Genomic DNA, 22,417 nt, shown 5'->3' with positions numbered 1-22,417 from the left:
TAGCTGCTCATCTTGCGCTCGTACCTTGCGAAGCAATGCTTTAAGTTTGTTTTATCTTTTTCGCATTCACAGCATAGCTGCTCATCTTGCGCTCGGACAAAGCGTTGCTTTGTTTTATCCTCGCTCAGGTGCTGAAAAGCACCTTTTTTATTGGAAAAATTTTAGCAAAGGATGAGCAAAGTTGCACAAAAATACGACATAAATAAGCAATCTACTACAGACACCACGCGTTTGATCTAGCAGGATAAAAATAAATCGCTTTATGAAACAAGGAGAAAAATAATGTGGACGCTGATTGTAGCAATTGTCGTAGGTTTCTTTGCAGGTTTAATCGCAAGAGCCTTACACCCGGGTGACGATAAAGCAGGTTTTATTGTCACGACATTACTCGGTATCGCAGGTTCTTTATTTGCAACGTATGCAGGTCGATTACTTGGCTTATATGCTGAAAACTCAGCAGCAGGTTTCATTGCTTCAGTGATTGGTGCTGTGATTATTTTATTTATCTATAACTTAGTAACGAAAAAAAGCTAACCCGATTTAAGTGCTCCCAATTCATGTTAGATCATGAATTGGGAGACATTTTATTCAAGTCCGAGTTCTTTCCAAATCATTTGAATCTCTTCAGCACTTCGTCCACCCACCATTTTTAAACCATTGCCAAAGATCATGGTTGGTGTCCCATTCACAGCTAATTTTCGTCCTAATTCCAAGTTTCGATCAATCGGATTGGCGCAGCTTTTTGCTTTGGGTTGCACATTTTTTTGCAACAGCTTTTTCCATGCATACGCTGGGTTTGCATCACACCAAACTTGTTTCGAAACAGCAAGAGATTGCGGTTTTAAAGCATAGATAAAGGTATAAATCGTCACATCATTGAGCTTGTCTAATTCAGCTTCTAATTGCTTACAGTACGGACAGTTTGGATCTGAAAAAATAGCGAGCTGACGTTTGCCACTGCCTTTTACTGTTTTGATCGCATCCTGTAAGGGAAGTTGTTTCCAATCGATAGAATTCTGTTTAAGGACCAAATCTTTGGTGAGATTTTTTTGATCCTTTAAGCGCACCATCGACCCAACAAACATGTGTTGCGCATTTTCATCCAAATAAATAATTTGGTTATCCAAACTTGCACTGTATAAACCTGCCATTTCAGTGGCTTGAATATTGGTCACTTGGATATTGGGATAATTTTTATTTAAATTACTTTTTAGCGTTTCCACATTGGCTAAGCTCAGTGCAGAAACACAACTGAGTAAGGAGAAAATCCCAATTTTTTTTAACATGACTCAAGCTCAATTTAACAATCAACGACTATTGTAATGAGTCTCAGCGAAGCAAACAGCGTTGCTTACTGAGTCACAACTAAAATCCCCATGCAGTTGATGTTTCACGTGGAACGTTAAAGCGCATTAAGATGAAATTGGCGATTACGATTTTAATCTAGCACATATCCATTTTGTTTATTTTACGAATAAAATCAATCACCTACTTCCCAATGCAAAACGAACCAAAAATCTTACCCAATAAATCATCGGCACTGAAATCACCCGTGATTTCGCCAAGAGCATTTTGTGCTAGACGTAATGACTCTGCCACCAACTCACCCGCATTAAACACTACCAGTTGCTCACGCGCCTCAGCCAAATAGCGCTGAGTGCGCTTCATTGCGTCTAAATGGCGTGTTCGAGCAATAAAGGTGTCTTCTTCAGGCTGAAAGCCTGCGTGCGCTGTGATCGCATCTATGAGTGCCTGAACACCCATCTCTTGCTTAGCAGAAACACGAATATGACGGAATCCTTGATAATCGCTCAACTCTGCGATTTGACGCGTTAGGTCACATTTATTCCCGATTAAAAGTAATCGTTTCGGCTCAAGATGATCAGCGAAATATTCTTGTGCCAATTGCAATGGCTCATCAGCTTGATTGAGGTCATACACCAACAATAATAGATCCGCTTGCTCAATCTCTTTGATGGCACGGCGAATGCCTTCTTGCTCAACAATATCACCTGTTTCACGTAGACCAGCGGTATCGGTCAAGGTGATCGGCAAACCATTCAAGCTAATTTTTTCATGTAACACATCACGGGTGGTTCCTGCGATATCCGTCACAATGGCACGTTCATGTCCCGCCAAAGCGTTCAATAAGCTCGATTTACCTGCATTCGGCTTACCTGCAATCACCACCTGCAAACCTTCACGTAACAACTGTCCTTGACGTGCGGATTGTTGTACCGCTTGAACAGAAGTCTGTACATCATCCAGCAAAGCTAAAATCTTGCCATCCGCAAGGAAATCAATTTCTTCTTCTGGAAAATCAATCGCGGCCTCGACATGTAAACGCAAATGAATCAGTTTTTCTAAAACTGTATTAATTTTGGTCGAAAAGGCACCTTGTAGTGATCGTACAGCAGAACGCGCTGCGGCTTGAGACGTAGCATCAATCAGATCGGCAATCGCTTCTGCTTGAACCAAATCCATTTTGCCATTTTCAAAAGCCCGCATCGAAAATTCACCTGCTTTGGCTGCAATTGCACCCAAATCAAGCAAACGCGCCAATAACGCATTCTGAATCACAGGCCCACCATGACCCTGTATTTCCACCACATCTTCACCCGTAAAGGAGTGAGGATTCGGGAAACATAGAATGATACCTTCATCCATCACTGAAGCATCTGCATCATAAAACTTGCGAAAGCCAGCCACTCGTGCAGCTGGTAAGCTTTTTTGCGTGAGTTGTTCTGCAATCACATAGGCCTGAGGACCAGAGAGACGAATCACCCCCACACCACCACGACCTAAAGGTGTGGCTATCGCAGCAATTGTGGTTTGATGTTGCATATTATTCATCTCAAAAGCTCACCTAAAAAACGCAAATAATAGCCAAAGAAAAATCCGCCTAAGATTACCATCTTAAGCGGATTTATTCAGTAAAAGTTCGAGATTAAGACGTTGGCTCAACCTTGTTGAGACGAGCTTTCTCTACGCTTTTATTGATAAACGACTGTTGTAGGATCGTAATACTGTTGTTGACGATCCAGTACAGCACTAAACCTGCTGGGAAGAACAACATGAATACCGTAAACATGATTGGCATGATACGGAATACTTTTGCCTGCATTGGATCAGTCGGTTGTGGGTTTAACATTTGCTGCACATACATGGTTACACCCATGATCAACGGCAAAATAAACCAAGGATCCATCGCAGATAAATCTTGAATCCAAGCCAACCATGGTGCATGACGAAGTTCAACCGACTCCATCAATACCCAGTACAAGGCTAAGAAAATTGGCATTTGTAGCAATAACGGCAAACATCCAGACAATGGGTTCACTTGCTCACGCTTATACAACGCCATCATTTCTTGCGAAAAACGCATACGATCTTCGCCAAACTCTTCTTTCATGCGTTGCATTTCAGGTGCAATCACACGCATTTTCGCCATTGAGCGATAACTTTTCGAAGAAAGTGGCCATAAAATCAATTTCACCAAGATCGTCAATAAGATAATTGACCAACCCCAGTTACCCACGATGTTATGGAAGAATTGTAAGCCCAAGAACAATAATTTGGCAATTGGCCATAACCAACCATAATCCACAGTTTGGTTTAAACCAACAGCAAGATCTTTCAACTCAGATTGAATTTTTGGACCAGAATAGAATTTAGCGTCCACTTCCATTGATGTACCTGCAGGTACATTAATCACAGGAGAGGTGAAACCAATAATATTCATTTTATCAGCAGACTGACGTGATTCTAGCTTAGCAACATAAGGTTGACCGTCGGCTTGTGTCAGTTTTAAATGACCGGGAATCCAAGCACTGACAAAATAGTGTTGCACGATAGCAACCCAAGCATCTTTCGCATCAAGACTCAATTTCTCATCAGAGAAATTAGCAAACTTTAACTTATTATAATTTGCTTCTGGTGTACCCCATGCGCCACCCAAGAAGGTTCCTAAAGTGAAAATACCTTGGTCAGTTTTGCCTGGATCATCAGAATTATCACGCTTTAATTGACCAAACATCTGACCTTGCCAGTTTTGCTGACTGCGGTTGATGACTTGGTGTTTAACCGTAATCGGATAATCATCTTGGCTAAACGTGAAGGTCTTAATTACTTCAACGCCTTCAGGTGTTTTAAAGACCAATGGAACCGTCAATACCTGACTTGTTTCACCGTCTTTCGTCGCCACGCTTTTCGCATCTGCCAAGGTATATGTTGTTTTTTCAACATCATACATTGGACGACCGCTACGGCTACTGTCTGGTCCGTTTAAACCAATTAAACCAGATTGAGCGACGTAAGTACGGTTCGCATCATTTTCAAGCATCACAAACGGCTGATCACCGTTTTTGCTTTGGTCGTGGCTTAATAGCTCAATACGAACAATATCACCACCTTTCGGATTGATCCAAAGATGGTAGAGGTCGGTCTGTACTGAAATCAGTTGCTGACTCACAGAAGTGTTTTCTGTGGCTTGTGATGCAGTCACATTTGCTTGTGGCAAGTCTGAAGCCGCAGTTGCATTTTGGGCATTTGGCAAATCTGCAGATACGTCATGCGTGGTGACAACAGCCGCTTGTTGTTGCGGTGCTGTTACAGCATGACCATAATCTTTTTGCCAAGCCAAAATAAGCAAATATGCGGTAACAAACATGGCTCCAAGAATTGCAAATCTGGCCCATTGTTGCATATCTAATATCCCAAATGATTAGAGAAATTTTGCTTAAATAAACGATCACGAAAGGGTACAGCAACGTGATGCATTTGAGAATCTATTTGATGAAACGAAATGAAACGAAGTGCTTTGCGCGGCACGGGATCATAGCCTGAACCACCCCAAGGATGACAACGGCAAACTCGCTTGGTTGATAGCCACACACCTTTTGCCGCGCCATGGGTCTGCAAGGCTTCAATTGCATATTGAGAGCAAGTTGGAATATAGCGGCAACGCGGCCCCAATAATGGACTAATTGCGATTTGGTAGCATCTTATCAACCAATGCAGTAAACGTACCATTGGAGATCTCTAATTTTGGAGGGGTGTTACAACAACTTTGGAATGCTTTTTAGCTAAACGCTGTAATTTTTGCCAAGCTAAATCTAATTGTTGATGTAATTCTTGATTTGAGATTGCTTCTATACCCACTTTAGGCATCACCACAATATCAATATCAGCATTAAATTGCGCTTGATGTAAACGAAAGCTCTCCCGAGCAAGGCGTTTTATTCTATTTCGTTCATGTGCACGACGTACCTTTTTTTTAGCAACGACAATACCCAAACGGCTGTTTGGCTGTTCGGTTAATTTTGCTAAAAAAAGGAAATGGGGCTGATGCACTTTAAAAAGCGCACCATCAAACACACTTTTATAATCTGCAGCACAACGAATACGAGATTCAGTGCTAAAACTGTAAAGTGACATCACCCAAATCTGGTCAGCTTAACAGTATTAAACAGTTAAGCTATGACGACCTTTTGCACGACGACGAGCTAAAACTTGACGACCAGCTTTAGTTGCCATACGAGCACGGAAACCATGAACACGCTTACGCTTTAATTCAGATGGTTGGAAAGTACGTTTCATATTGAAACTCCCAAAAATGATCTTTCTGTAAAGGTCCGCGATTTTATGGCGCAATGCTTCCGCTGTCAATCAAAAACCTAAAACTTTACATATTGTTTGTTTGGTTTGAGATGAAGTGAACGATTCTAATTTAGACAAAATAATTGAAAACAAAAAACATACACAAGCTATCTATTTAAATTATATCAGGATTGCGTTATATTCACAGCTTATCGACAAGCTTATACACACTCCTTGAGCTGTTTTAAATTTAATCCTTGGATTTTGAATTTAAATTTCGATATGCTCAGTTATCCACATTCGGTGTGCTCCTTATAAGTAAATTCAAATTTAAAATTTAAGTTTATTATTATTAGTCAGGCTTTTTTCTGTGGAAAGTCGAATATTTTTTAAAATAAACATGCAGTTACTTTGTGGATAACCGTGTTTCTATTGGTTTTATAGATTGTGGATAAGTTTGGGTTTAAAACTATCCACAGGATGTGCTAAAAGTTATACACAACAGGTTTAAATTTGAATTTAATTCACGAATGCTTTTTTTTTCAGCGAAACTCGCCTGAATGTGCCTGACAGATGTGGATAACTTGGTTAGAATGGCGACCCCTTTGAAAAGAGAAGGGGGCTGGTTTTTTGTTTTTTAAATTTAAAATGGATATATAGGGGATGCACATGCTCTGGACGGACTGCTTAACTCGCTTGCGACAAGAGCTATCTGATAACGTCTTTGCGATGTGGATTCGTCCCTTGGTTGCTGAAGAAGTTGATGATGTGATGCGTTTATATGCGCCGAACCCTTATTGGACGCGTTATATTCAGGATAATCATTTAGAGCTGATTTCAATACTGGCAGAACAATTGTCTGAAGGACGGATACGTCAGGTCGAAATTTTGGTCGATTCGCGTCCAGGCACCATTTTGTCTTCGAGTGAACAACCTGCAACCACCACTGCGGCATTAAGTAGCCAAACCACACCTATTAAAATCAAGAAAGAGTCTGATTTAGGAGCATCCAGCCAAAATCCAACCAAAATACCCAAGAAAAGACAGTTAAATCCGTTATTTAGCTTCTCTCTATTTGTTGAGGGACGTTCTAACCAAATGGCGGCAGAAACCTGTCGTAAAGTCCTCACGCAATTAGGCGCTTCACAACACAATCCTCTATTTTTGTATGGTCCAACAGGTTTGGGTAAAACGCATTTGATGCAAGCTGTTGGAAATGCATTATTACAAGCAAAACCGAATGCGCGTGTGATGTACATGACCTCTGAAAGTTTTGTGCAAGATTTTGTGAGTTCTTTGCAAAAAGGCAAAGTTGAAGAGTTTAAGAAAAATTGTCGTTCTTTGGATTTATTGTTGGTCGATGATATTCATTTATTGGCAGGTAAAGAAGCAAGTTTGGTTGAATTCTTCTATACCTTCAATGCCTTACTTGATGAGTCAAAACAAATTATTTTGACTTCTGATCGTTATCCCAAAGAGTTAACTGAGTTGGATCCTCGTTTGGTTTCTCGTTTTTCTTGGGGTTTATCGGTGGGAGTTGAGCCGCCTGATATTGAAACACGTATCGAAATTCTGCTGAAAAAAGCTGAAAATAGTGGTGTGGATTTACCGCGAAACTGTGCTTTATTTATTGCTCAACAGGTCGTTGCCAACGTGCGTGAGCTGGAAGGTGCGCTGAATAAAGTGGTGGCCATTTCACGTTTTAAAGGCACTGTAATTGATTTAGATGTGGTGCGTGAATCGTTAAAAGATGTATTGGCGATTCGGGCACGAACCATTAGTGTTGAAAATATCCAACGCGTGGTGAGTGAGTATTTCCGCATTCCATTAAAAGAATTGGTCGGACCAAAACGGACGCGTATTTATGCACGCCCACGACAATTGGCGATGGGCTTAGCACGTGAACTGACAGGCGATAGTTTTCCTGAAATTGGGATGGCTTTCGGTGGTCGTGATCATAGTACCGTGATGCATGCATGTGAAAAAGTCACCAGCTTGCGTCAAGAAGACCCCATTTTTAATGAAGACTATAAAAATTTAATGCGTCTATTACAAAGTTAATCGAGGGTTTAATGACAATAGACCCTACTTTCAGAGTTGCAAACTGCTTTTAAGTGCAGCATAGTACACTGCTAACATTCATATCGGCTTCTGTTGTAAGAGGAATAAAATCGTGCGTTTGAAAATCGCTAAAGAAAGTTTACTCAATGTTTTATCACATGTGGTAGGAGCTGTTGAACGCCGTCATACCTTGAATATTCTTTCAAATGTCAAAATTCAAACCACGCAACAGGCCTTAACCATTATCGGTTCAGATTTAGAAGTTGAATTGGTGGCGAGTACTACACTAGCGGAAGGGGCATGTTTAGAAGCAGGTGAAACGACTGTTCCTGCACGTAAACTGGTCGAGATTTGTAAATCACTTCCGACCGCAGCACTGATTGATTTGCAAATTACAGAAGACCAACGTTGTATTTTAAAATCGGGCAATAGTCGTTTTGTTTTGGGAACGCTTCCTGCTGAAGATTATCCATTACTCACCACTGAAAATAGTCAAGGCACGCAAGTACAAGTTACTCAACGCGAATTAAAACGTCTTTTTGAAAAAACAGCCTTTGCGATGGCGGTGCAAGATGTTCGTTTTTATCTCACAGGAACTTTGCTTGAAATTGATCAAAATCAATTACGTACCGTGACAACAGATGGACATCGTTTAGCTTTGTGTGAAGTGTTAGCCTCTTCAACTGCATCTGCACCTATTCAGGCGATTGTGCCGCGTAAAGCGGTCGGTGAATTGCAACGTTTACTCAGTATTGAAGATGAACAACTGACCTTGTTGATTGGTCGTGAATTGTTAAATGTCACCATTAATACGCCGAGTCGAGATAAAGAACAGGGTGATATTATTGTTCGTTTTACCACCAAGTTAATTGATGGTAAGTTCCCAGATTATCGCCGTGTGATTCCTCGTGGTGGCGACAAACATGTATTTATTGGACAAGATGTATTTAAACAATCGTTGCAACGCGTCGCGATCTTAAGTAATGAAAAATTACGTGGTGTGTTCTTGAACTTTCATCAAGATTCATTACAGTTACGTGCCAATAACCCTGAACAAGATGAAGCGGTCGAAGATATTGCCATTCAATATCAGGATACGCCTTTGGAAATGTCATTTAATGCGCAATATATTCTAGAAGTTCTCAGTGTGCTGGATGGTGATGATGTCAAGATCACGATGACTGAAGCGAATCAGTCTGTTCTGGTACAAGATCCAGCACATCCAGATCAAACTTATGTTGTCATGCCAATGCGAGTTTAATTTGCATTGATTGTTTGAGTTCTAAATCATGCAAATCACGCGTTTACATATCGAACGTGTACGTAATTTAAAAGCGGTTGCACTGAATGAGTTGCAACCGTTTAATATTTTTTACGGAGCAAATGGTTCTGGAAAAACCTCTATTTTAGAGGCAATTCATTTATTGGCGACAGGCCGTTCATTTCGTACCCACATTCCCAAACACTATATTCAGTATGAAGCAGCTGACTCAATTGTATTTGCTCAATCAATCAATGAGCGTATTGGGATGCAAAAGCTGGCTTCGGGCGAGCAACTGATTAAAGTCAATGGCGATACCATTGCCACGCAAGGGCAGTTGGCGAAACTATTGCCTTTACAGCATATTGATCCTCAAAGTACCGATATTATTGACCATGGTGCGAAGCCAAGACGGCAGTTGTTAGATTGGTTGATGTTCCACGTGGAACCCGAATTTTATTTTGCATGGCAGTATTACTCACGCGCATTAAAACAGCGGAATAGCTTACTAAAAACACGGCGTAATTTGACTTTGGCTGATTTAGAGCCATGGAATAAAATGCTCAGCGATTACGGGGAGATTTTGCACTCACAACGTGTCGGTATTGTTGAGCAATGGAATCAATTTTTTAAAGATGACCTTCAGCAACTTTTGCCAGATATTCAGATCGAGCTTGAGTACAATGCTGGTTTTCATACAGAGCAAGGTTTGCTGCAAGACTTGGTTTCTCAACATCAAAGAGACCTCGAGCGACGCTATACGGAGTATGGTCCACATCGTGCAGATTTACGCTTAAAAACGGGAGGCGATGCCTTGCGCAGCGATGCTGCTCATGTGTTGTCTCGCGGACAAAAAAAGTTGTTAATCATGGCATTAAAACTGTCACAAATTGCAATGCTACATGCGAGTAATAAGGAAACTGTGGTATTATTAGATGATCTGACAGCAGAGTTAGATTTAGCTGCACAACAACGTTTAATTGAGCGATTGAGTCAGTTGGGGAGTCAGGTTTTTATGACCACCTTAGACCATACGTCGGTATTAAAACACTTACATGATTTGTCGATTTCTTTTCAATTGTTCCATGTTGTTCACGGTCAAGTCAGTCTTGCTGCGCCATAAATTTATTTCCTCATCTTTTTTTGATAGATCAATTTTTACTAGGGAGTAACCATGAGTTCAGAGTCTCAATCCGTCTCTCAAACAGAACAAACAAATGAAAAGGCTTATGATTCCTCTAGTATCAAAGTATTACGTGGATTAGACGCAGTTCGTAAACGTCCTGGTATGTATATCGGTGATACTGATGATGGCACTGGTTTACACCACATGGTATTTGAGGTGGTTGATAATGCCATCGATGAAGCTTTAGCTGGACATTGTGATGAAATTTTAGTCACGATTCACGAAGATGAATCGGTGAGCGTAGCGGATAATGGCCGTGGTATTCCAACTGACATTCACCCAGAAGAAGGGGTGTCTGCTGCGGAAGTGATTCTAACCATCCTCCATGCTGGAGGTAAATTCGATGACAATAGCTATAAAGTGTCGGGTGGTTTGCATGGTGTTGGTGTATCGGTGGTGAATGCCTTATCGAAGAAACTGCATTTAACCATTCATCGTGCAGGACAAACCCATGAACAGGAATATGCGCATGGTGATCCACAATATCCATTAAAAGTCGTGGGTGAAACGGATAAGTCAGGTACTGTCGTACGTTTTTGGCCAAGCGAGCTTACTTTTACTCAAACTGTATTTAGCGTTGAAATTTTAGCGCGTCGTTTAAGAGAGTTGTCTTTCTTAAATGCTGGTGTGCGTATCGTACTGCGTGATGAGCGGGTCAATCTTGAGTACATCTACGATTATGAAGGCGGCTTATCTGAGTTTGTTAAATATATCAATGAAGGTAAAACCCATTTAAATGATATTTTCCACTTTACCACCGATGCTGAAAATGGAATCGGGGTAGAAGTTGCGTTGCAATGGAACGATAGCTATCAAGAAAATGTCCGTTGTTTTACCAACAATATTCCACAAAAGGATGGGGGTTCCCACCTTGCAGGTTTCCGTGCAGCATTAACCCGTGGCTTAAACAGCTATATGGATAGTGAAAACCTACTGAAAAAAGAAAAAGTTGCTGTGACTGGTGATGATGCACGTGAAGGCTTAACTGCGATTATTTCAGTCAAAGTCCCTGATCCAAAATTCTCTTCGCAAACCAAAGAGAAATTAGTTTCAAGCGAAGTTAAACCTGCTGTTGAACAAGCAATGAGTAAGGCTTTCTCTGCTTATTTGCTCGAAAACCCTCAAGCGGCTAAATCGATTGCAGGTAAGATTATTGATGCTGCACGTGCGCGTGATGCTGCACGTAAAGCTCGTGAAATGACACGTCGTAAGAGTGCATTGGATATTGCAGGTTTGCCAGGTAAGTTGGCAGATTGTCAGGAAAAAGATCCTGCACTTTCTGAACTGTACTTGGTCGAGGGTGACTCTGCGGGCGGTAGTGCCAAGCAAGGTCGTAACCGTAAAATGCAAGCCATCTTACCGTTAAAAGGTAAAATCCTAAATGTTGAGCGTGCGCGTTTTGACAAGATGATTTCGAGTCAGGAAGTCGGTACCTTGATCACTGCTTTGGGCTGCGGTATTGGTCGTGAAGAATATAATCCAGACAAGTTACGCTATCATAAAATCATTATTATGACCGATGCGGACGTGGATGGTTCACATATCCGTACTTTGCTGCTGACCTTCTTCTTCCGTCAAATGCCAGAGCTGGTTGAACGTGGTTATATTTATATTGCGCAACCGCCGTTGTATAAGTTGAAAAAAGGTAAGCATGAGCAGTACATGAAAGACAATGATGCATTGGAAACCTTCTTGATTTCCAATGCAATTGATGAACTTTCATTACATGTCAGCGCAGATGCACCTGCCATCACAGGCCAAGCATTGGCAAGCGTGATTGCTGATTATCAAGTTTCGCAAAAAAGTTTGCAGCGTTTAACGCAGCGTTATCCTGCAAGTTTATTGGATGCTTTGCTTGAGTTAGATGCTTTTAAAATTGATCACAATCATGAACGTGAATATGTTGAAGCATGGGCAGAGCAATTACGTGGCGCGATTGAAAAATTGCAACCAAGTTTACGTCCTGAAATTACGCTAGAAGCGTTTGATCGTGAAAATGCGCAAGGTGAAAAATCAGCACATTATTGGCCGCGTGTAACGGTTTATGTGCATAACTTACCGACTGCGTATTTACTGGATGCTGGTCTGTTAAATTCTGCTGAATATGCGCGTTTGCTTAAAAACTCGAAGAGCTGGTTTACCTTGCTTGAAGAGGGTGCTTTCTTACAAAAAGGTGAGCGTCGTATTCAGGTCAATACATTCCACCAAGTCTGGCAGCATATTTTACAAGACTCACGTCGTGGCATGATGATCCAACGCTATAAAGGGTTGGGTGAGATGAATGCTGAACAGCTTTGGGAAACCACCATGGATCCTGAAAACCGTCACATGCTGCAAGTGACTATTGATGATATGATTGAAGCAGATCGTATGTTCTCTTGCTTAATGGGTGATGACGTAGAACCACGTCGTGCATTCATTGAGGAAAACGCACTGAATGCAGATATTGATGCTTAACGGATCCTAATCATTTGATTATGATCTAGCTCAATTTTCATGATTTGAATGATAAACTTGAATTAAAAAGGCGATGCCAATCTTGGCATCGCCTTTTTAATTCATCTATGTTTCACGTGGAACGTAGAATATCGTTTGGGATCAGCTCTCGACCAAATCACTGACTTGGATAATGGCGTGACCAAATAAATAGCCCGCGGTGACCAATACACTGATCCACAGCAACGCACCTAAAATATTATAGATGACAAAGTGGGTGTAATTCATATTGCTTGAACCTGCCGCTAAAGGCGCAAATGAACGCGCAAAGGGAATGAAGCGAGCAAGCAAAATGGTTTTTCCGCCATGTTTTAAGAAGAAGGTATTGGTTTTTTGTAGATAGCTTTGCTTAATAAAACGTGATTCGGTATTGAAGATACGATCACCAAAGTGACGACCAATATGATAATTCACCATATAACCCAGTGCAGCGGCGAAAAAGAGTAAGCTGATCATATAGCCGAGATGCATGATCTCAACCACAGAGCACAACGCACCGACGGCAAGTAATAAGCTATCCCCAGGTAAAAAGAACATAAAAACGAAAGCAGTTTCAGAAAAAATAATCAGAAATAGAATAGCGTAAATCCATAAACCATATTCTTGAACTAAAATAGGCAGGAAGTGTTCGAAATTAAAAATAAAATCTAAAGAATTCATTCAGTTTGTGTTGTCCCAAATAGCGCACTCACCAGATTGGAGTACAAAAAATATTAAATGAATCTAACCCTCAGGATCCATTTGCAAGAGATAACTTTACAATAATGGGGGATTGAGTATATCGAGCCTGAAGCCAAAGCTCAATTTTTTGAAAATATTCCAATAGCTACTTTAGCCGAGCTTATTGAAAAAATCATGACACTTTTAATAATTTTACTAAACTTATGAGTTGCTTATGTGATTTAAAAAAACATTTTTCAGAGCTATGCTATTTTCATGAGTGACAGAACAATGATGTATCGCTATATGCTCTACTATTAGAGCGTATAGCGATCTTCTCGTATTAATCTACAAAAGCGCTTTCTAGCTCTTCTAATTCCATCATGAGCGTTAACAGTTGTTCCTCATGTAGCTCAAGTTTGGCCTTCAGTTCATTTTGTTCATTCATCAACTTGATGAGGTCATCTTTACGATTTGCTTCGTAAAGTGCAGTATCCGCCAATAAGCTCTCAATTTCGGCTAAACGTGGCTGAACTTTCTCAATTTGTCCCTCAATTTTCTCAATATTTTTACGGATTGGTCGAGTGAGTTCACGGTGGCGTGCCGCTGCTTTACGTTGTGCTTCTTTATCTAGTTTTACCGATACGGGTGACGTGGTTGAGGTTTGCTGTGAAGCATTTTGAGCATTGATTTGTTGCTGACGCGCTTCACGTAACCATTTGGCATAGTCTTGCATATCACCATCAAACTCAGTGCATTGACCTGCATGAACCAACAGTAATTCGTCGCAAACGCTGGAAATCAATTGACGCTCATGCGATACCAACACCACTGCACCATCAAAGTCTTGTAATGCCATACTGAGGGCATGCCGCATATCTAAATCTAAATGGTTGGTTGGCTCATCCAGAATCAGTACATTTGGGCGCTGCCAAACAATCAATGCCAACGCCAAACGCGCACGCTCACCGCCTGAAAAACTTTCACACGGTGTGTCCATCCGTTCGCCACTAAAGCCAAAACTGCCGAGAAATGAACGTAGCGATGCTTCACTGATTTTTCTATCTGCAATACGTGCCAATTGCAGCATTGGACTGGCAGTGGCATCCAAGGCATCCATTTGATGCTGTGCAAAATAACCAATATTCAGCAGTTCAGATGCTTTCATTTCACCTGATAGCAGTGGTAAGTCACCCACCAAAGTTTTAATCAGCGTGGATTTACCCGCACCGTTCATACCCAATAAACCAATCCGTGACGTTGGGGTAATTTGCAGACGGATTTTCTCAGCAATCATTTTATCGCCGTAACCAATGCGCGCGGCATCTAAACTGAGTAAGGGTGAACTCATTTTGGTGGGTTCACGGAAACTAAAGGTAAAAGGCGTATCAACATGCGCAGGTGCGAGCTGCTGCATTCGTTCGAGTTGTTTAATCCGACTTTGCGCTTGACGTGCTTTGGTCGCTTGGGCTTTAAAACGGTCAATATATTTTTGTAAATGCGCTCGAGTTTCCTGTTGTTTCTCAAATGCTTGTTGCTGTTGTGCCAAGCGTTCACTGCGTGTGGTTTCAAAGGTTGAATAATTGCCTGTATACAGCGTCAATTCCTGATTTTCGATATGCAAAATATGATCGGTAATTGCATCCAAGAAATCACGGTCATGTGAAATCAGTACCAACGTACCTTCATAGGCTTTTAACCAGTCTTCTAACCATAAAATCGCATCTAAATCCAAATGGTTGGTCGGTTCATCTAGCAAGAGTAAATCCGAACGGCTCATCAAGGTGCGTGCCAAATTTAAACGCATCCGCCATCCACCCGAAAAACTAGAGACATTTAAACGCAGTTGATGATCTAAAAAACCTAAACCTGCCATTAGCTGTGCTGCTTTAGCGGGTGCAGTATAGCCATGAATTTCATCAAAACGACCATGTAGTTGCGCTAACTCATCATTGCTGAGTTGATCGGGCTGGGCTAATTTTTCTTGTATTCCCCAAAACTCTTCATCACCTGAAAGCACAAAATCAATCGCTGCCATTTCTAAGGCTTTAATTTCTTGTGCCATATGTGCCACAGTCCAAACAGCCGGACGGGTCAGATTGCCTTCATCTGCTACTAGACCGCCAAGCAAGGCGGTAAACAATGTTGATTTACCTGCTCCATTTACACCTGTCAGACCAATCTTCCAGCCTGGATGAAGCTGCATTGACGCTTTTTGAAAGAGGACTCGCCCACCACGGCGTAATGAAACTTGGTCAAATTGGATCATGAGCATGCAAAATAGCGATAGATTGCTGCATTTTAAGGTGATCAGGCGTGAATGCAAATTTTATCTTGTAGATTAGGGGCTGTTGGCATTTTAGATAGACCTAATGCAGCCTTCGAAATGTGATGAATATTATCAAAACTGATAAGAACCCGATGTATGTATATAAAAGTACTATGATTTTGATCAAAATTTGACTATATTTATTCAGTGCTGATGGAAAAATATGCAAAATAGTAAATAAGGGAAAACAAGATGAAAAAAGGATTTTGGGCATTGAGTGCCGCGACTCTATTCGTCATGAGTACTCAAGTGCAAGCAAAACAAAAAGTTTGTGTGTTCGACTTATTGGGGCGTGCGGGAGAGTCATATAAGCTGATTGAGGAGTGGCGACTTTCTGCTCAAACTTGGCAGGGGGATGTCGAGCTTATTCCATATCAGGATGAGGAAAGGGCCGAACGTGATTTTGATGCTGGCAAGTGTGATGGTGTATACATGACCTCTATGCGAGCGCGAAAATACAATAAATTTGCAGGTTCAATTGATGCTGTTGGTGCTGTAACCAGTAATGCCATTGCTCAAAAAGCGATTTCTTTTGTTCTCGATAAACGTAATCGGCAGCGCTTAGTTGCAACGGTCAATGGCGAAAAATTTGAGGTTGCGGGTATCATTCAAGTGGGGCTAGCTTATATTTTTGTGCGCGATAAAAATATAAATACAATTGAAAAAGCCAAAGGCAAAAAATTTGCCTATTTACATTATGATCAGGCGCAAAAAACCATTGTCGAAAGTATGAGCCTTATTGCTGTGCCTTCTAATATTTCAGATTTTGCCCAGAAATTTAATCGTGGTCAGGTTGATGTGATTGCAGCCCCTGCTTATGCCTATAAACCATTAGAGATTAATAAAGGTTTGGCCAATGGTGCATTATTTAATTTCCCTGTGGTGAATATTACTGGTGATTTAATCATTCGCCCTGAAAAATTCCCGACCGCTTTTGCTGCCCAATCTCGACAGTGGTTTGTGAAGAAATTACCAAGTAACTTTGCAATGGTGCAACGCCTAGAAGCAGGGATGGATGCCACAAAAATTACTTTATCGAATGACGACAAGGTGCGGTATCAGAAAATGTTACGTGATGGTCGTATGAATTTAACCAAACAAGGGGTGTACGATGCCACCATGATGAATGTACTGAAACGAGCACGTTGTACGGTTGAAAGAACCAATTTTGAATGCTCTTTAAGTGGCGAATAAAAAATAAACTGGTTAAAAAATGACAAAAAATAGCAATATCGACACAAAAAAATAGAGTACTAGCTCTATTTTTTTTCATAAAACATGATTAATATTTGCTGTGAACAAGGAGTACAAACACAAGTTTGTAGAAGGATGAAAAAATGAAAAAAATTGCATTAGCTGCGTTCACCGCATCAATCGTTGGTTTCTCTGCTTCGGCGCAAGCGAGTAAAGTTGAAGTTTGCGTATTTGATTTATTGGGTAGATCTGGTGAATCATACAAAATGATGCAGGATTGGGCATTGGCAGCCAAAGGCTGGGGTGCAGATGTTAACTTGGTTGCAATGACAGATGAAGCTGTTGCAGATAACAACTTCAAAGCGGGTAAATGTGATGCCGTTGCGATGACCTCAATGCGCGCTCGCCCATATAATAAATTTGCGGGATCAATCGATTCGTTAGGTGGGGTAACCAGCAATGAAATTGCACAGCGTGCCATTACTTTTGTTTTAGATACTCGTAATGCTGCAAAAATGACCACTAACCTTGGTGGGAATAAATACGAAATCGGTGGCATCGCACCACTCGGTTCTGCGTATATCTTTGTACGTGACAAGAGCATTAACTCAATTGAAAAAGCAGCAGGTAAGAAGTTTGCGGTATTGGGCTATGATGATGCACAAAAAATCATGGTACAACGCGTAGGTGCTCAAGCTGTACTTTCTGATATTTCCAACTTTGCTGCGAAATTTAACAATGGTCAAGTCGATATGGTTGGTGCGCCAGCTTATGCTTATAAGCCATTAGAATTAAGCAAAGGTTTGGCTGCGAATGGCGCGATGTTTGATTTTCCTGTATTACATGTAACTGCTGATTTAGTACTTCGTCCAGAAAAATTCCCAGCGGGTTTTGGTCAAAAATCTCGTGATTGGCATGTGAAGCAATTACCGAAAGCGTTTACAATGATCAAGCGTTTGGAAGCTGAAATCCCAGCAAAATATAAAATGAAATTAAGTGCTGAAGAAAAGCTTAAATATCAAAAATTACTTCGTGATGGTCGTATGGATTTGACCAAGCGTGGTATTTACGATGCGAGCATGATGTCTGTATTGAAAAAAGCACGTTGTTCAGTGGATAAAGCTAACTTTGAGTGTGCATTACCTGGTGAATAATCATCAATTGCTATAGATCATACTTAAAGCCTAGATTTATCTAGGCTTTTTGTTTTTTTTTCTGGTGTCATTTAGGTCATTGCCTTCATATTGAAAGATCGTAATGATAGAACTATAAAAATCAGATGGAATCGTGATGATTTAAAAATATGTTTGATCAGGATGATGAAACAACACCGAATTTAAACATATATTCATTTGAAGACCTTTTATGAAGTGCTCATTGAGTTGCTCAATGTCTTGAGGTTATGCAACAACAATCAGATTGGATGCAAAGGAAAAATAAAATGCAATGGTTTAAAACTCTTTTACTTGCGTCAAGCGTCGCAACAGTTTCTTTCACGACACAAGCAAAACAAACGCTTTGTGTATTTGATTTGGTCGGCCGAAATGGTGATGTGTACGCATTAATGAAGGATTACCAGCTTGCGGCTAAAGCATGGGGTGCGGATATTGAGTTACGTGTAGGACAAAATGAAGCCGTGCTCGCTGAAGACTTTAAGGCAGGTAAATGTGATGCAGTCAGTATTACAGGGATGCGTGGTCGCCAGTTTAATCAATTTACAGGATCACTGGATGCCATTGGGGCAATTACTGACTTAAAGTTTGCAGTCAAAGTGATGCAAGGCTTGTCGAGTCCGACTTTTGCCAAAGCAATGGTCAATGGTAGATATGAAGTGGTAGGGGTTATTCCGGTTGGTGATGCTTACCTAATGGTCAATGATCGTGAGATTAATACAGTGGCGAAAGCGGCTGGAAAGAAAATCGCGGTTCTGGACTACGATGAAGCTCAGAAAATTATGGCTTCTCAAGTCGGGGCACAAGCAGTAAGCTCAGATGTCACCAACTTTGGTGCTAAATTTAACAATGGGCAAGTGGATATTATTGGTGCGCCAGCAGCAGCATTTAAGCCTTTAGAACTGCATAAAGGCTTGGGCACCAAAGGTGCAATTGTGAATTATCCAATTTTACAAGTGACGGGGAATATTATTATTCGCTCCGACAAATTCCCAGAAGGATATGGGCAAAAATCAAGACAATGGGTCAGTTCACAACTGCCACGCGCGCTGGATATTTTAGGTAAAATGAAAGCTGATATTCCGAAAAGATACTGGATGGACGTGCCAGCTTCGGATCAACCAGGCTATCAAAAATTAATGCGTGAAGCGCGTATTGATTTAACCAAACGTGGTGTTTATGACAAACGTATGATGAAGTTGTTGTGGCAATTCCGTTGTCGTGAAAATGCCAAGAATTTTGAGTGTGGTTTACAGGATGAAAATTATAAATAGACCCTAATTTGTAAAAAGTCATTAACAGCACTTTAAACTTCAAAGACAGACCCGATATTGAGTATGCTATACTTATTATCGGGTCTTTTATTTAATTGATTAAAGACGTATTGAAGTCTGAGGAATATCCACCATGAACGCCCAAGCTCTCGAATTGTCAGATAATGCTGCCAAAAAAGTTCGCCAATTGCGCGACAGTGAAGGGAATAACGACCTCATGCTACGTGTTTATGTCACGGGTGGTGGTTGTTCAGGATTCTCTTATGGCTTTAATTTTGCTGAAAGCGTCAATGAAGACGACGCTGAATTTAGCAATGGTGATGTCAAAATGCTGGTTGACTCATTAAGTTATCAATATCTCGTAGGTTCAATTGTCGATTATCTTGAAGGGCTTGAAGGCTCTCGTTTTGTGATACAGAACCCGAATGCCACGACGACTTGTGGCTGTGGATCATCTTTTTCGATTTAAAAAAATTTAATCTAAAAAAAGCTTCTCCAATTGAGAAGCTTTTTTATTGCTTTATACTGCCGTAATGGTTCCAAGGATACGATCACCTGATGCACCTGTCACAGTTGGTAGGTTACCACTGAGTTGCTCAACGAAGCGCATTGCGAGCCAAGCAAAGGCGGTTGCTTCGACCCACGTTGGCGCTAGACCCAATACATCGGTTGTTTGCACTGACCAATTATGTTTACGTAAGCGCCAGCGTAATTGCTCAAGTAGAAATGAGTTATAAGCCCCACCACCACACACATAGACCTCACCTGTCGGCATCAAATCTTTGCTGCGATAAATTGCTTTCTTAATCGCACGTGTAGTGAGCTTCATCAGTGTTGCTTGGACATTCTCAGGCGTATCTTCGAGTTCTTCATATTCCAGATCATTACGCCAATCACTGATCTGATCATCTAACCATTCAAGATTAAAGTCTTCACGACCCGTGCTTTTCGGTGGTTCTTTGGCAAAAAATTCATGGGTTTGTAAACGATCAAGTAGAGAGCGAATCGGTTGTCCATACGCGGCCCAATCGCCATTTTCATCATAGGGATGCCCAGTGTGACGATGACACCACGCATCCATGAGAATATTGGCAGGACCTGTATCAAAGCCATAAACAGCATTTGGATTGTTGGCAGGGAGCATGCTGACATTGGCAATACCGCCTAAGTTCAAAATGACACGATGGATACTGTCATGCTGAAATAGCGCTTGATGGAATGCTGGCACCAACGGTGCACCTTGTCCACCTGCAGCCATATCCCGTCGACGGAAATCAGAAATAACAGGGAGCTGCGTGATTTCCGTAATGATATTGGGATCACCAATTTGTAAGGTAAAGCCGTATTCAGGACGATGGCGAATGGTCTGACCATGTGAGCCAATCGCTTTTATCTGTGTTCGATCTAAATGATTTTTTTCAATCAGTTCATTAATCCCTAAACCAATCATTTTCGCCAGCGCAACATCGGCTTTGCCCATACGATCAATTTCATTGTCGTCTGGTAGCGTTAACGCCATTAGCTCATCACGTAATTCAGGTTCAAAAGGTACAGTTAAGGTGGCGTGTACAGTTAATGGCTCAAATGAAGTTGCAACAATATCAACACCATCCATGCTTGTGCCTGTCATTACACCAATATAGATTGCGCTCATGTACAACTTCCCCTGCAAGATGCTGAAAAAATGTTAGTATATCGCACAAATTGAATAACTGATGTGTTTAGGTTTTGTGATGTCAAATTTCTTGCCAGCCGAAGAACAGCTTGCTCTCATTCAACGAGGCACGCACGAGATTATTTCAGAAGAAGATTTACTGAAAAAGCTCAAAGAGAATCGTCCACTCCGTGTAAAAGCAGGCTTTGACCCAACCGCTCCTGATTTACACTTAGGGCATACGGTGCTGATTAATAAGCTTAAAACTTTTCAAGACTTGGGACATGAAGTCACTTTCTTGATCGGTGACTATACCGCGATGATTGGTGATCCGTCTGGGAAAAGTGCGACGCGCCCGCCGTTGTCTCGCGAACAAGTTGAAGCCAATGCCAAAACCTATCAAGAACAAGTTTTTAAAATCCTAGATCCAAACAAAACTAAAGTACGCTTTAACTCAGAATGGTTTAATCAAAGAACTGCGGCCGATTTAATTCAATTGGCGAGTCAACAAACCGTATCGCGTATGTTAGAGCGTGATGACTTTACCAAGCGCTACAACAACCATCAACCCATTGCCATTCATGAGTTCCTCTATCCATTGGTTCAAGGTTATGACTCAATTGCGCTTGAGGCAGATGTTGAGTTAGGTGGAACAGACCAAACTTTTAACTTGCTCATGGGGCGTACTTTACAAGGTCGTTATGGCCAAGAATCACAAGTCTGCATCACCGTGCCGATTCTTGAAGGTTTAGATGGCGTGAATAAAATGTCTAAATCTTTAGCCAACTATATTGGTGTATTTGATACCCCGGGTGCAATGTACCAAAAAATCTTGTCGATGCCTGATAGCCTGATTGAACGTTATTTTGATCTACTGAGCTTTAAGTCACTCGATGAAATCAAAATATTACTTGATGAAATGGCGGCAGGGCGTAACCCGCAGGAAATCAAACGTATTTTAGCGCTTGAATTGGTCGAACGTTTCCATGATGCGGAAGCCGCGGAAAATGCACATAAGAGTGCAGGTAACCGTGTCACTGAAGGTGAAGTACCTGAAGATACGCCTGAAGTGACGATCTCACGTGGCGAGTTTGGTGGCGAGTTATTCATTGCGACCATTCTGCGTGTTGCAGGCTTAAACCCGAATGCAGCAGCAGCGAAAGACGCCGTGGGTCGTGGTGCAGTTAAAGTGGATTGGAATGTAGTTGATATGAGCTACTCTGTAAAAGAGAATGTCACTTTAATCATTCAATCTGGTAAAAAAGCCATTGCTCGTGTCACATTTACCGACTAAATCGAAATGAAAATAATAAAAAGCAGGCCTCGAGCCTGCTTTTTATACATAAACAGATGATAAAAACAACGAAAATCTCACTTTTGTAGAAAAAAGAAGCAAGCGAAAGGAAAACATGAGAAATGGGGTTGCGTGGTGTGTGAAATGCTGTAGAATGCACATCCATCGGCGGTGATGCGGATAAAAACTTGTTGATAAACAAGGATTTGGATCGAAAGGTTAGATTCTTGGAATTGAG

General features: G+C 41.2%; 19 protein-coding genes. 10 read left to right on the top strand and 9 right to left on the bottom strand.

All coding sequences use genetic code 11. The annotated features are described in order from the left end of the window. Positions 1–282: 282 nt before the first annotated feature. Positions 283–534, top strand: a complete 252-nt coding sequence (locus MMP72_RS15470) for a GlsB/YeaQ/YmgE family stress response membrane protein (RefSeq protein WP_241406161.1) — start codon at positions 283–285, stop codon at positions 532–534. Positions 535–584: 50 nt separating this feature from the next. Here the strand turns inward: MMP72_RS15470 and MMP72_RS15465 are convergent, their stop codons facing one another. The 6 genes from MMP72_RS15465 to rpmH form a co-directional block, all read right to left on the bottom strand. Beyond that, positions 585–1,286, bottom strand: coding sequence for a DsbC family protein (locus tag MMP72_RS15465; protein ID WP_241406160.1), 702 nt, complete (start codon positions 1,284–1,286; stop codon positions 585–587). A gap of 202 nt (positions 1,287–1,488) precedes the next feature. Beyond that, positions 1,489–2,844 (bottom strand): tRNA uridine-5-carboxymethylaminomethyl(34) synthesis GTPase MnmE, encoded by a 1,356-nt coding sequence (gene mnmE / locus MMP72_RS15460; RefSeq protein WP_241406164.1) that lies wholly within the window; start codon positions 2,842–2,844, stop codon positions 1,489–1,491. 103 nt (positions 2,845–2,947) lie between these two features. Beyond that, positions 2,948–4,705 carry a membrane protein insertase YidC gene (gene yidC, locus MMP72_RS15455; RefSeq protein ID WP_241406159.1) on the bottom strand — a complete coding sequence of 586 codons (1,758 nt, stop codon included), beginning with the start codon at positions 4,703–4,705 and terminating at the stop codon, positions 2,948–2,950. Between the two features lie 2 nt (positions 4,706–4,707). Further along, the gene (gene yidD, locus MMP72_RS15450; RefSeq protein ID WP_241406158.1) at positions 4,708–5,031 is read right to left on the bottom strand and encodes a membrane protein insertion efficiency factor YidD; all 324 of its coding nucleotides are present in this window, start codon (positions 5,029–5,031) and stop codon (positions 4,708–4,710) included. Positions 5,032–5,040: 9 nt separating this feature from the next. Next, a complete protein-coding gene (rnpA, locus tag MMP72_RS15445; RefSeq protein WP_130163095.1) occupies positions 5,041–5,436 on the bottom strand; it encodes a ribonuclease P protein component in 396 nt (131 codons plus the stop codon). Positions 5,437–5,463: 27 nt separating this feature from the next. Next, entirely contained in the window at positions 5,464–5,598 is a 135-nt protein-coding gene (gene rpmH, locus MMP72_RS15440) for a 50S ribosomal protein L34 (RefSeq protein ID WP_000831329.1), read from the bottom strand. A gap of 669 nt (positions 5,599–6,267) precedes the next feature. Between rpmH and dnaA the strand changes: the two genes are divergently transcribed. The 4 genes from dnaA (at position 6,268) to gyrB (ending at position 12,563) form a co-directional block, all read left to right on the top strand. Continuing rightward, positions 6,268–7,659 carry a chromosomal replication initiator protein DnaA gene (gene dnaA, locus MMP72_RS15435; protein WP_241406163.1) on the top strand — a complete coding sequence of 464 codons (1,392 nt, stop codon included), beginning with the start codon at positions 6,268–6,270 and terminating at the stop codon, positions 7,657–7,659. A 112-nt stretch (positions 7,660–7,771) separates the two neighbouring features. Next, the gene (gene dnaN / locus MMP72_RS15430) at positions 7,772–8,920 is read left to right on the top strand and encodes a DNA polymerase III subunit beta (RefSeq protein ID WP_241406157.1); all 1,149 of its coding nucleotides are present in this window, start codon (positions 7,772–7,774) and stop codon (positions 8,918–8,920) included. Positions 8,921–8,948: 28 nt separating this feature from the next. Next, on the top strand, positions 8,949–10,043 hold the full coding sequence (gene recF / locus MMP72_RS15425) for a DNA replication/repair protein RecF (protein ID WP_241406156.1): 1,095 nt from the start codon (positions 8,949–8,951) through the stop codon (positions 10,041–10,043). A gap of 51 nt (positions 10,044–10,094) precedes the next feature. Continuing rightward, entirely contained in the window at positions 10,095–12,563 is a 2,469-nt protein-coding gene (gene gyrB, locus MMP72_RS15420) for a DNA topoisomerase (ATP-hydrolyzing) subunit B (RefSeq protein ID WP_241406155.1), read from the top strand. A gap of 141 nt (positions 12,564–12,704) precedes the next feature. Here gyrB and MMP72_RS15415 read toward each other — a convergent pair whose 3' ends face one another. Beyond that, on the bottom strand, positions 12,705–13,262 hold the full coding sequence (locus MMP72_RS15415; protein ID WP_241406154.1) for a VTT domain-containing protein: 558 nt from the start codon (positions 13,260–13,262) through the stop codon (positions 12,705–12,707). Positions 13,263–13,605: 343 nt separating this feature from the next. After that, complete coding sequence (locus MMP72_RS15410; RefSeq protein ID WP_241406162.1) at positions 13,606–15,531, bottom strand: ATP-binding cassette domain-containing protein; 1,926 nt, start codon at positions 15,529–15,531, stop codon at positions 13,606–13,608. A gap of 252 nt (positions 15,532–15,783) precedes the next feature. On the opposite strand from MMP72_RS15410, the gene MMP72_RS15405 reads away from it, so the two are divergent. The 4 genes from MMP72_RS15405 (at position 15,784) to erpA (ending at position 19,700) form a co-directional block, all read left to right on the top strand. Continuing rightward, entirely contained in the window at positions 15,784–16,785 is a 1,002-nt protein-coding gene (locus MMP72_RS15405) for a putative solute-binding protein (protein ID WP_241406153.1), read from the top strand. 143 nt (positions 16,786–16,928) lie between these two features. After that, a complete protein-coding gene (locus MMP72_RS15400) occupies positions 16,929–17,939 on the top strand; it encodes a putative solute-binding protein (protein ID WP_241406152.1) in 1,011 nt (336 codons plus the stop codon). Positions 17,940–18,226: 287 nt separating this feature from the next. Beyond that, a complete protein-coding gene (locus tag MMP72_RS15395) occupies positions 18,227–19,231 on the top strand; it encodes a putative solute-binding protein (protein WP_241406151.1) in 1,005 nt (334 codons plus the stop codon). A gap of 133 nt (positions 19,232–19,364) precedes the next feature. Then, entirely contained in the window at positions 19,365–19,700 is a 336-nt protein-coding gene (erpA, locus tag MMP72_RS15390) for an iron-sulfur cluster insertion protein ErpA (RefSeq protein ID WP_241406150.1), read from the top strand. Positions 19,701–19,751: 51 nt separating this feature from the next. Here erpA and MMP72_RS15385 read toward each other — a convergent pair whose 3' ends face one another. Then, on the bottom strand, positions 19,752–20,885 hold the full coding sequence (locus tag MMP72_RS15385) for an anhydro-N-acetylmuramic acid kinase (RefSeq protein WP_241406149.1): 1,134 nt from the start codon (positions 20,883–20,885) through the stop codon (positions 19,752–19,754). Between the two features lie 61 nt (positions 20,886–20,946). On the opposite strand from MMP72_RS15385, the gene tyrS reads away from it, so the two are divergent. After that, a complete protein-coding gene (tyrS, locus tag MMP72_RS15380; RefSeq protein ID WP_241406148.1) occupies positions 20,947–22,179 on the top strand; it encodes a tyrosine--tRNA ligase in 1,233 nt (410 codons plus the stop codon). Positions 22,180–22,417: the final 238 nt, after the last annotated feature.

Source organism: Acinetobacter sp. NIPH 2699 (genome assembly GCF_022549355.1).
Lineage (GTDB): Bacteria > Pseudomonadota > Gammaproteobacteria > Pseudomonadales > Moraxellaceae > Acinetobacter.
Note: the sequence above shows the minus strand (reverse complement) of the source record. Positions and strands in the feature narration are given on the sequence as shown.

Excerpts from the sequence above, each read along its gene's own strand:
- erpA (WP_241406150.1), top strand. The coding sequence starts at position 19,365 with ATGAACGCCCAAGCTCTCGAATTGTCAGATAATGCTGCCAAAAAAGTT.
- recF (WP_241406156.1), top strand. The coding sequence starts at position 8,949 with ATGCAAATCACGCGTTTACATATCGAACGTGTACGTAATTTAAAAGCG.
- MMP72_RS15470 (WP_241406161.1), top strand. The coding sequence starts at position 283 with ATGTGGACGCTGATTGTAGCAATTGTCGTAGGTTTCTTTGCAGGTTTA.
- mnmE (WP_241406164.1), bottom strand. The coding sequence starts at position 2,844 with ATGCAACATCAAACCACAATTGCTGCGATAGCCACACCTTTAGGTCGT.
- MMP72_RS15465 (WP_241406160.1), bottom strand. The coding sequence starts at position 1,286 with ATGTTAAAAAAAATTGGGATTTTCTCCTTACTCAGTTGTGTTTCTGCA.
- gyrB (WP_241406155.1), top strand. The coding sequence starts at position 10,095 with ATGAGTTCAGAGTCTCAATCCGTCTCTCAAACAGAACAAACAAATGAA.
- dnaA (WP_241406163.1), top strand. The coding sequence starts at position 6,268 with ATGCTCTGGACGGACTGCTTAACTCGCTTGCGACAAGAGCTATCTGAT.
- MMP72_RS15400 (WP_241406152.1), top strand. The coding sequence starts at position 16,929 with ATGAAAAAAATTGCATTAGCTGCGTTCACCGCATCAATCGTTGGTTTC.
- tyrS (WP_241406148.1), top strand. The coding sequence starts at position 20,947 with ATGTGTTTAGGTTTTGTGATGTCAAATTTCTTGCCAGCCGAAGAACAG.
- MMP72_RS15395 (WP_241406151.1), top strand. The coding sequence starts at position 18,227 with ATGCAATGGTTTAAAACTCTTTTACTTGCGTCAAGCGTCGCAACAGTT.
- MMP72_RS15410 (WP_241406162.1), bottom strand. The coding sequence starts at position 15,531 with ATGATCCAATTTGACCAAGTTTCATTACGCCGTGGTGGGCGAGTCCTC.
- yidD (WP_241406158.1), bottom strand. The coding sequence starts at position 5,031 with ATGGTACGTTTACTGCATTGGTTGATAAGATGCTACCAAATCGCAATT.
- MMP72_RS15385 (WP_241406149.1), bottom strand. The coding sequence starts at position 20,885 with ATGAGCGCAATCTATATTGGTGTAATGACAGGCACAAGCATGGATGGT.
- yidC (WP_241406159.1), bottom strand. The coding sequence starts at position 4,705 with ATGCAACAATGGGCCAGATTTGCAATTCTTGGAGCCATGTTTGTTACC.
- MMP72_RS15405 (WP_241406153.1), top strand. The coding sequence starts at position 15,784 with ATGAAAAAAGGATTTTGGGCATTGAGTGCCGCGACTCTATTCGTCATG.
- MMP72_RS15415 (WP_241406154.1), bottom strand. The coding sequence starts at position 13,262 with ATGAATTCTTTAGATTTTATTTTTAATTTCGAACACTTCCTGCCTATT.
- rnpA (WP_130163095.1), bottom strand. The coding sequence starts at position 5,436 with ATGTCACTTTACAGTTTTAGCACTGAATCTCGTATTCGTTGTGCTGCA.
- rpmH (WP_000831329.1), bottom strand. The coding sequence starts at position 5,598 with ATGAAACGTACTTTCCAACCATCTGAATTAAAGCGTAAGCGTGTTCAT.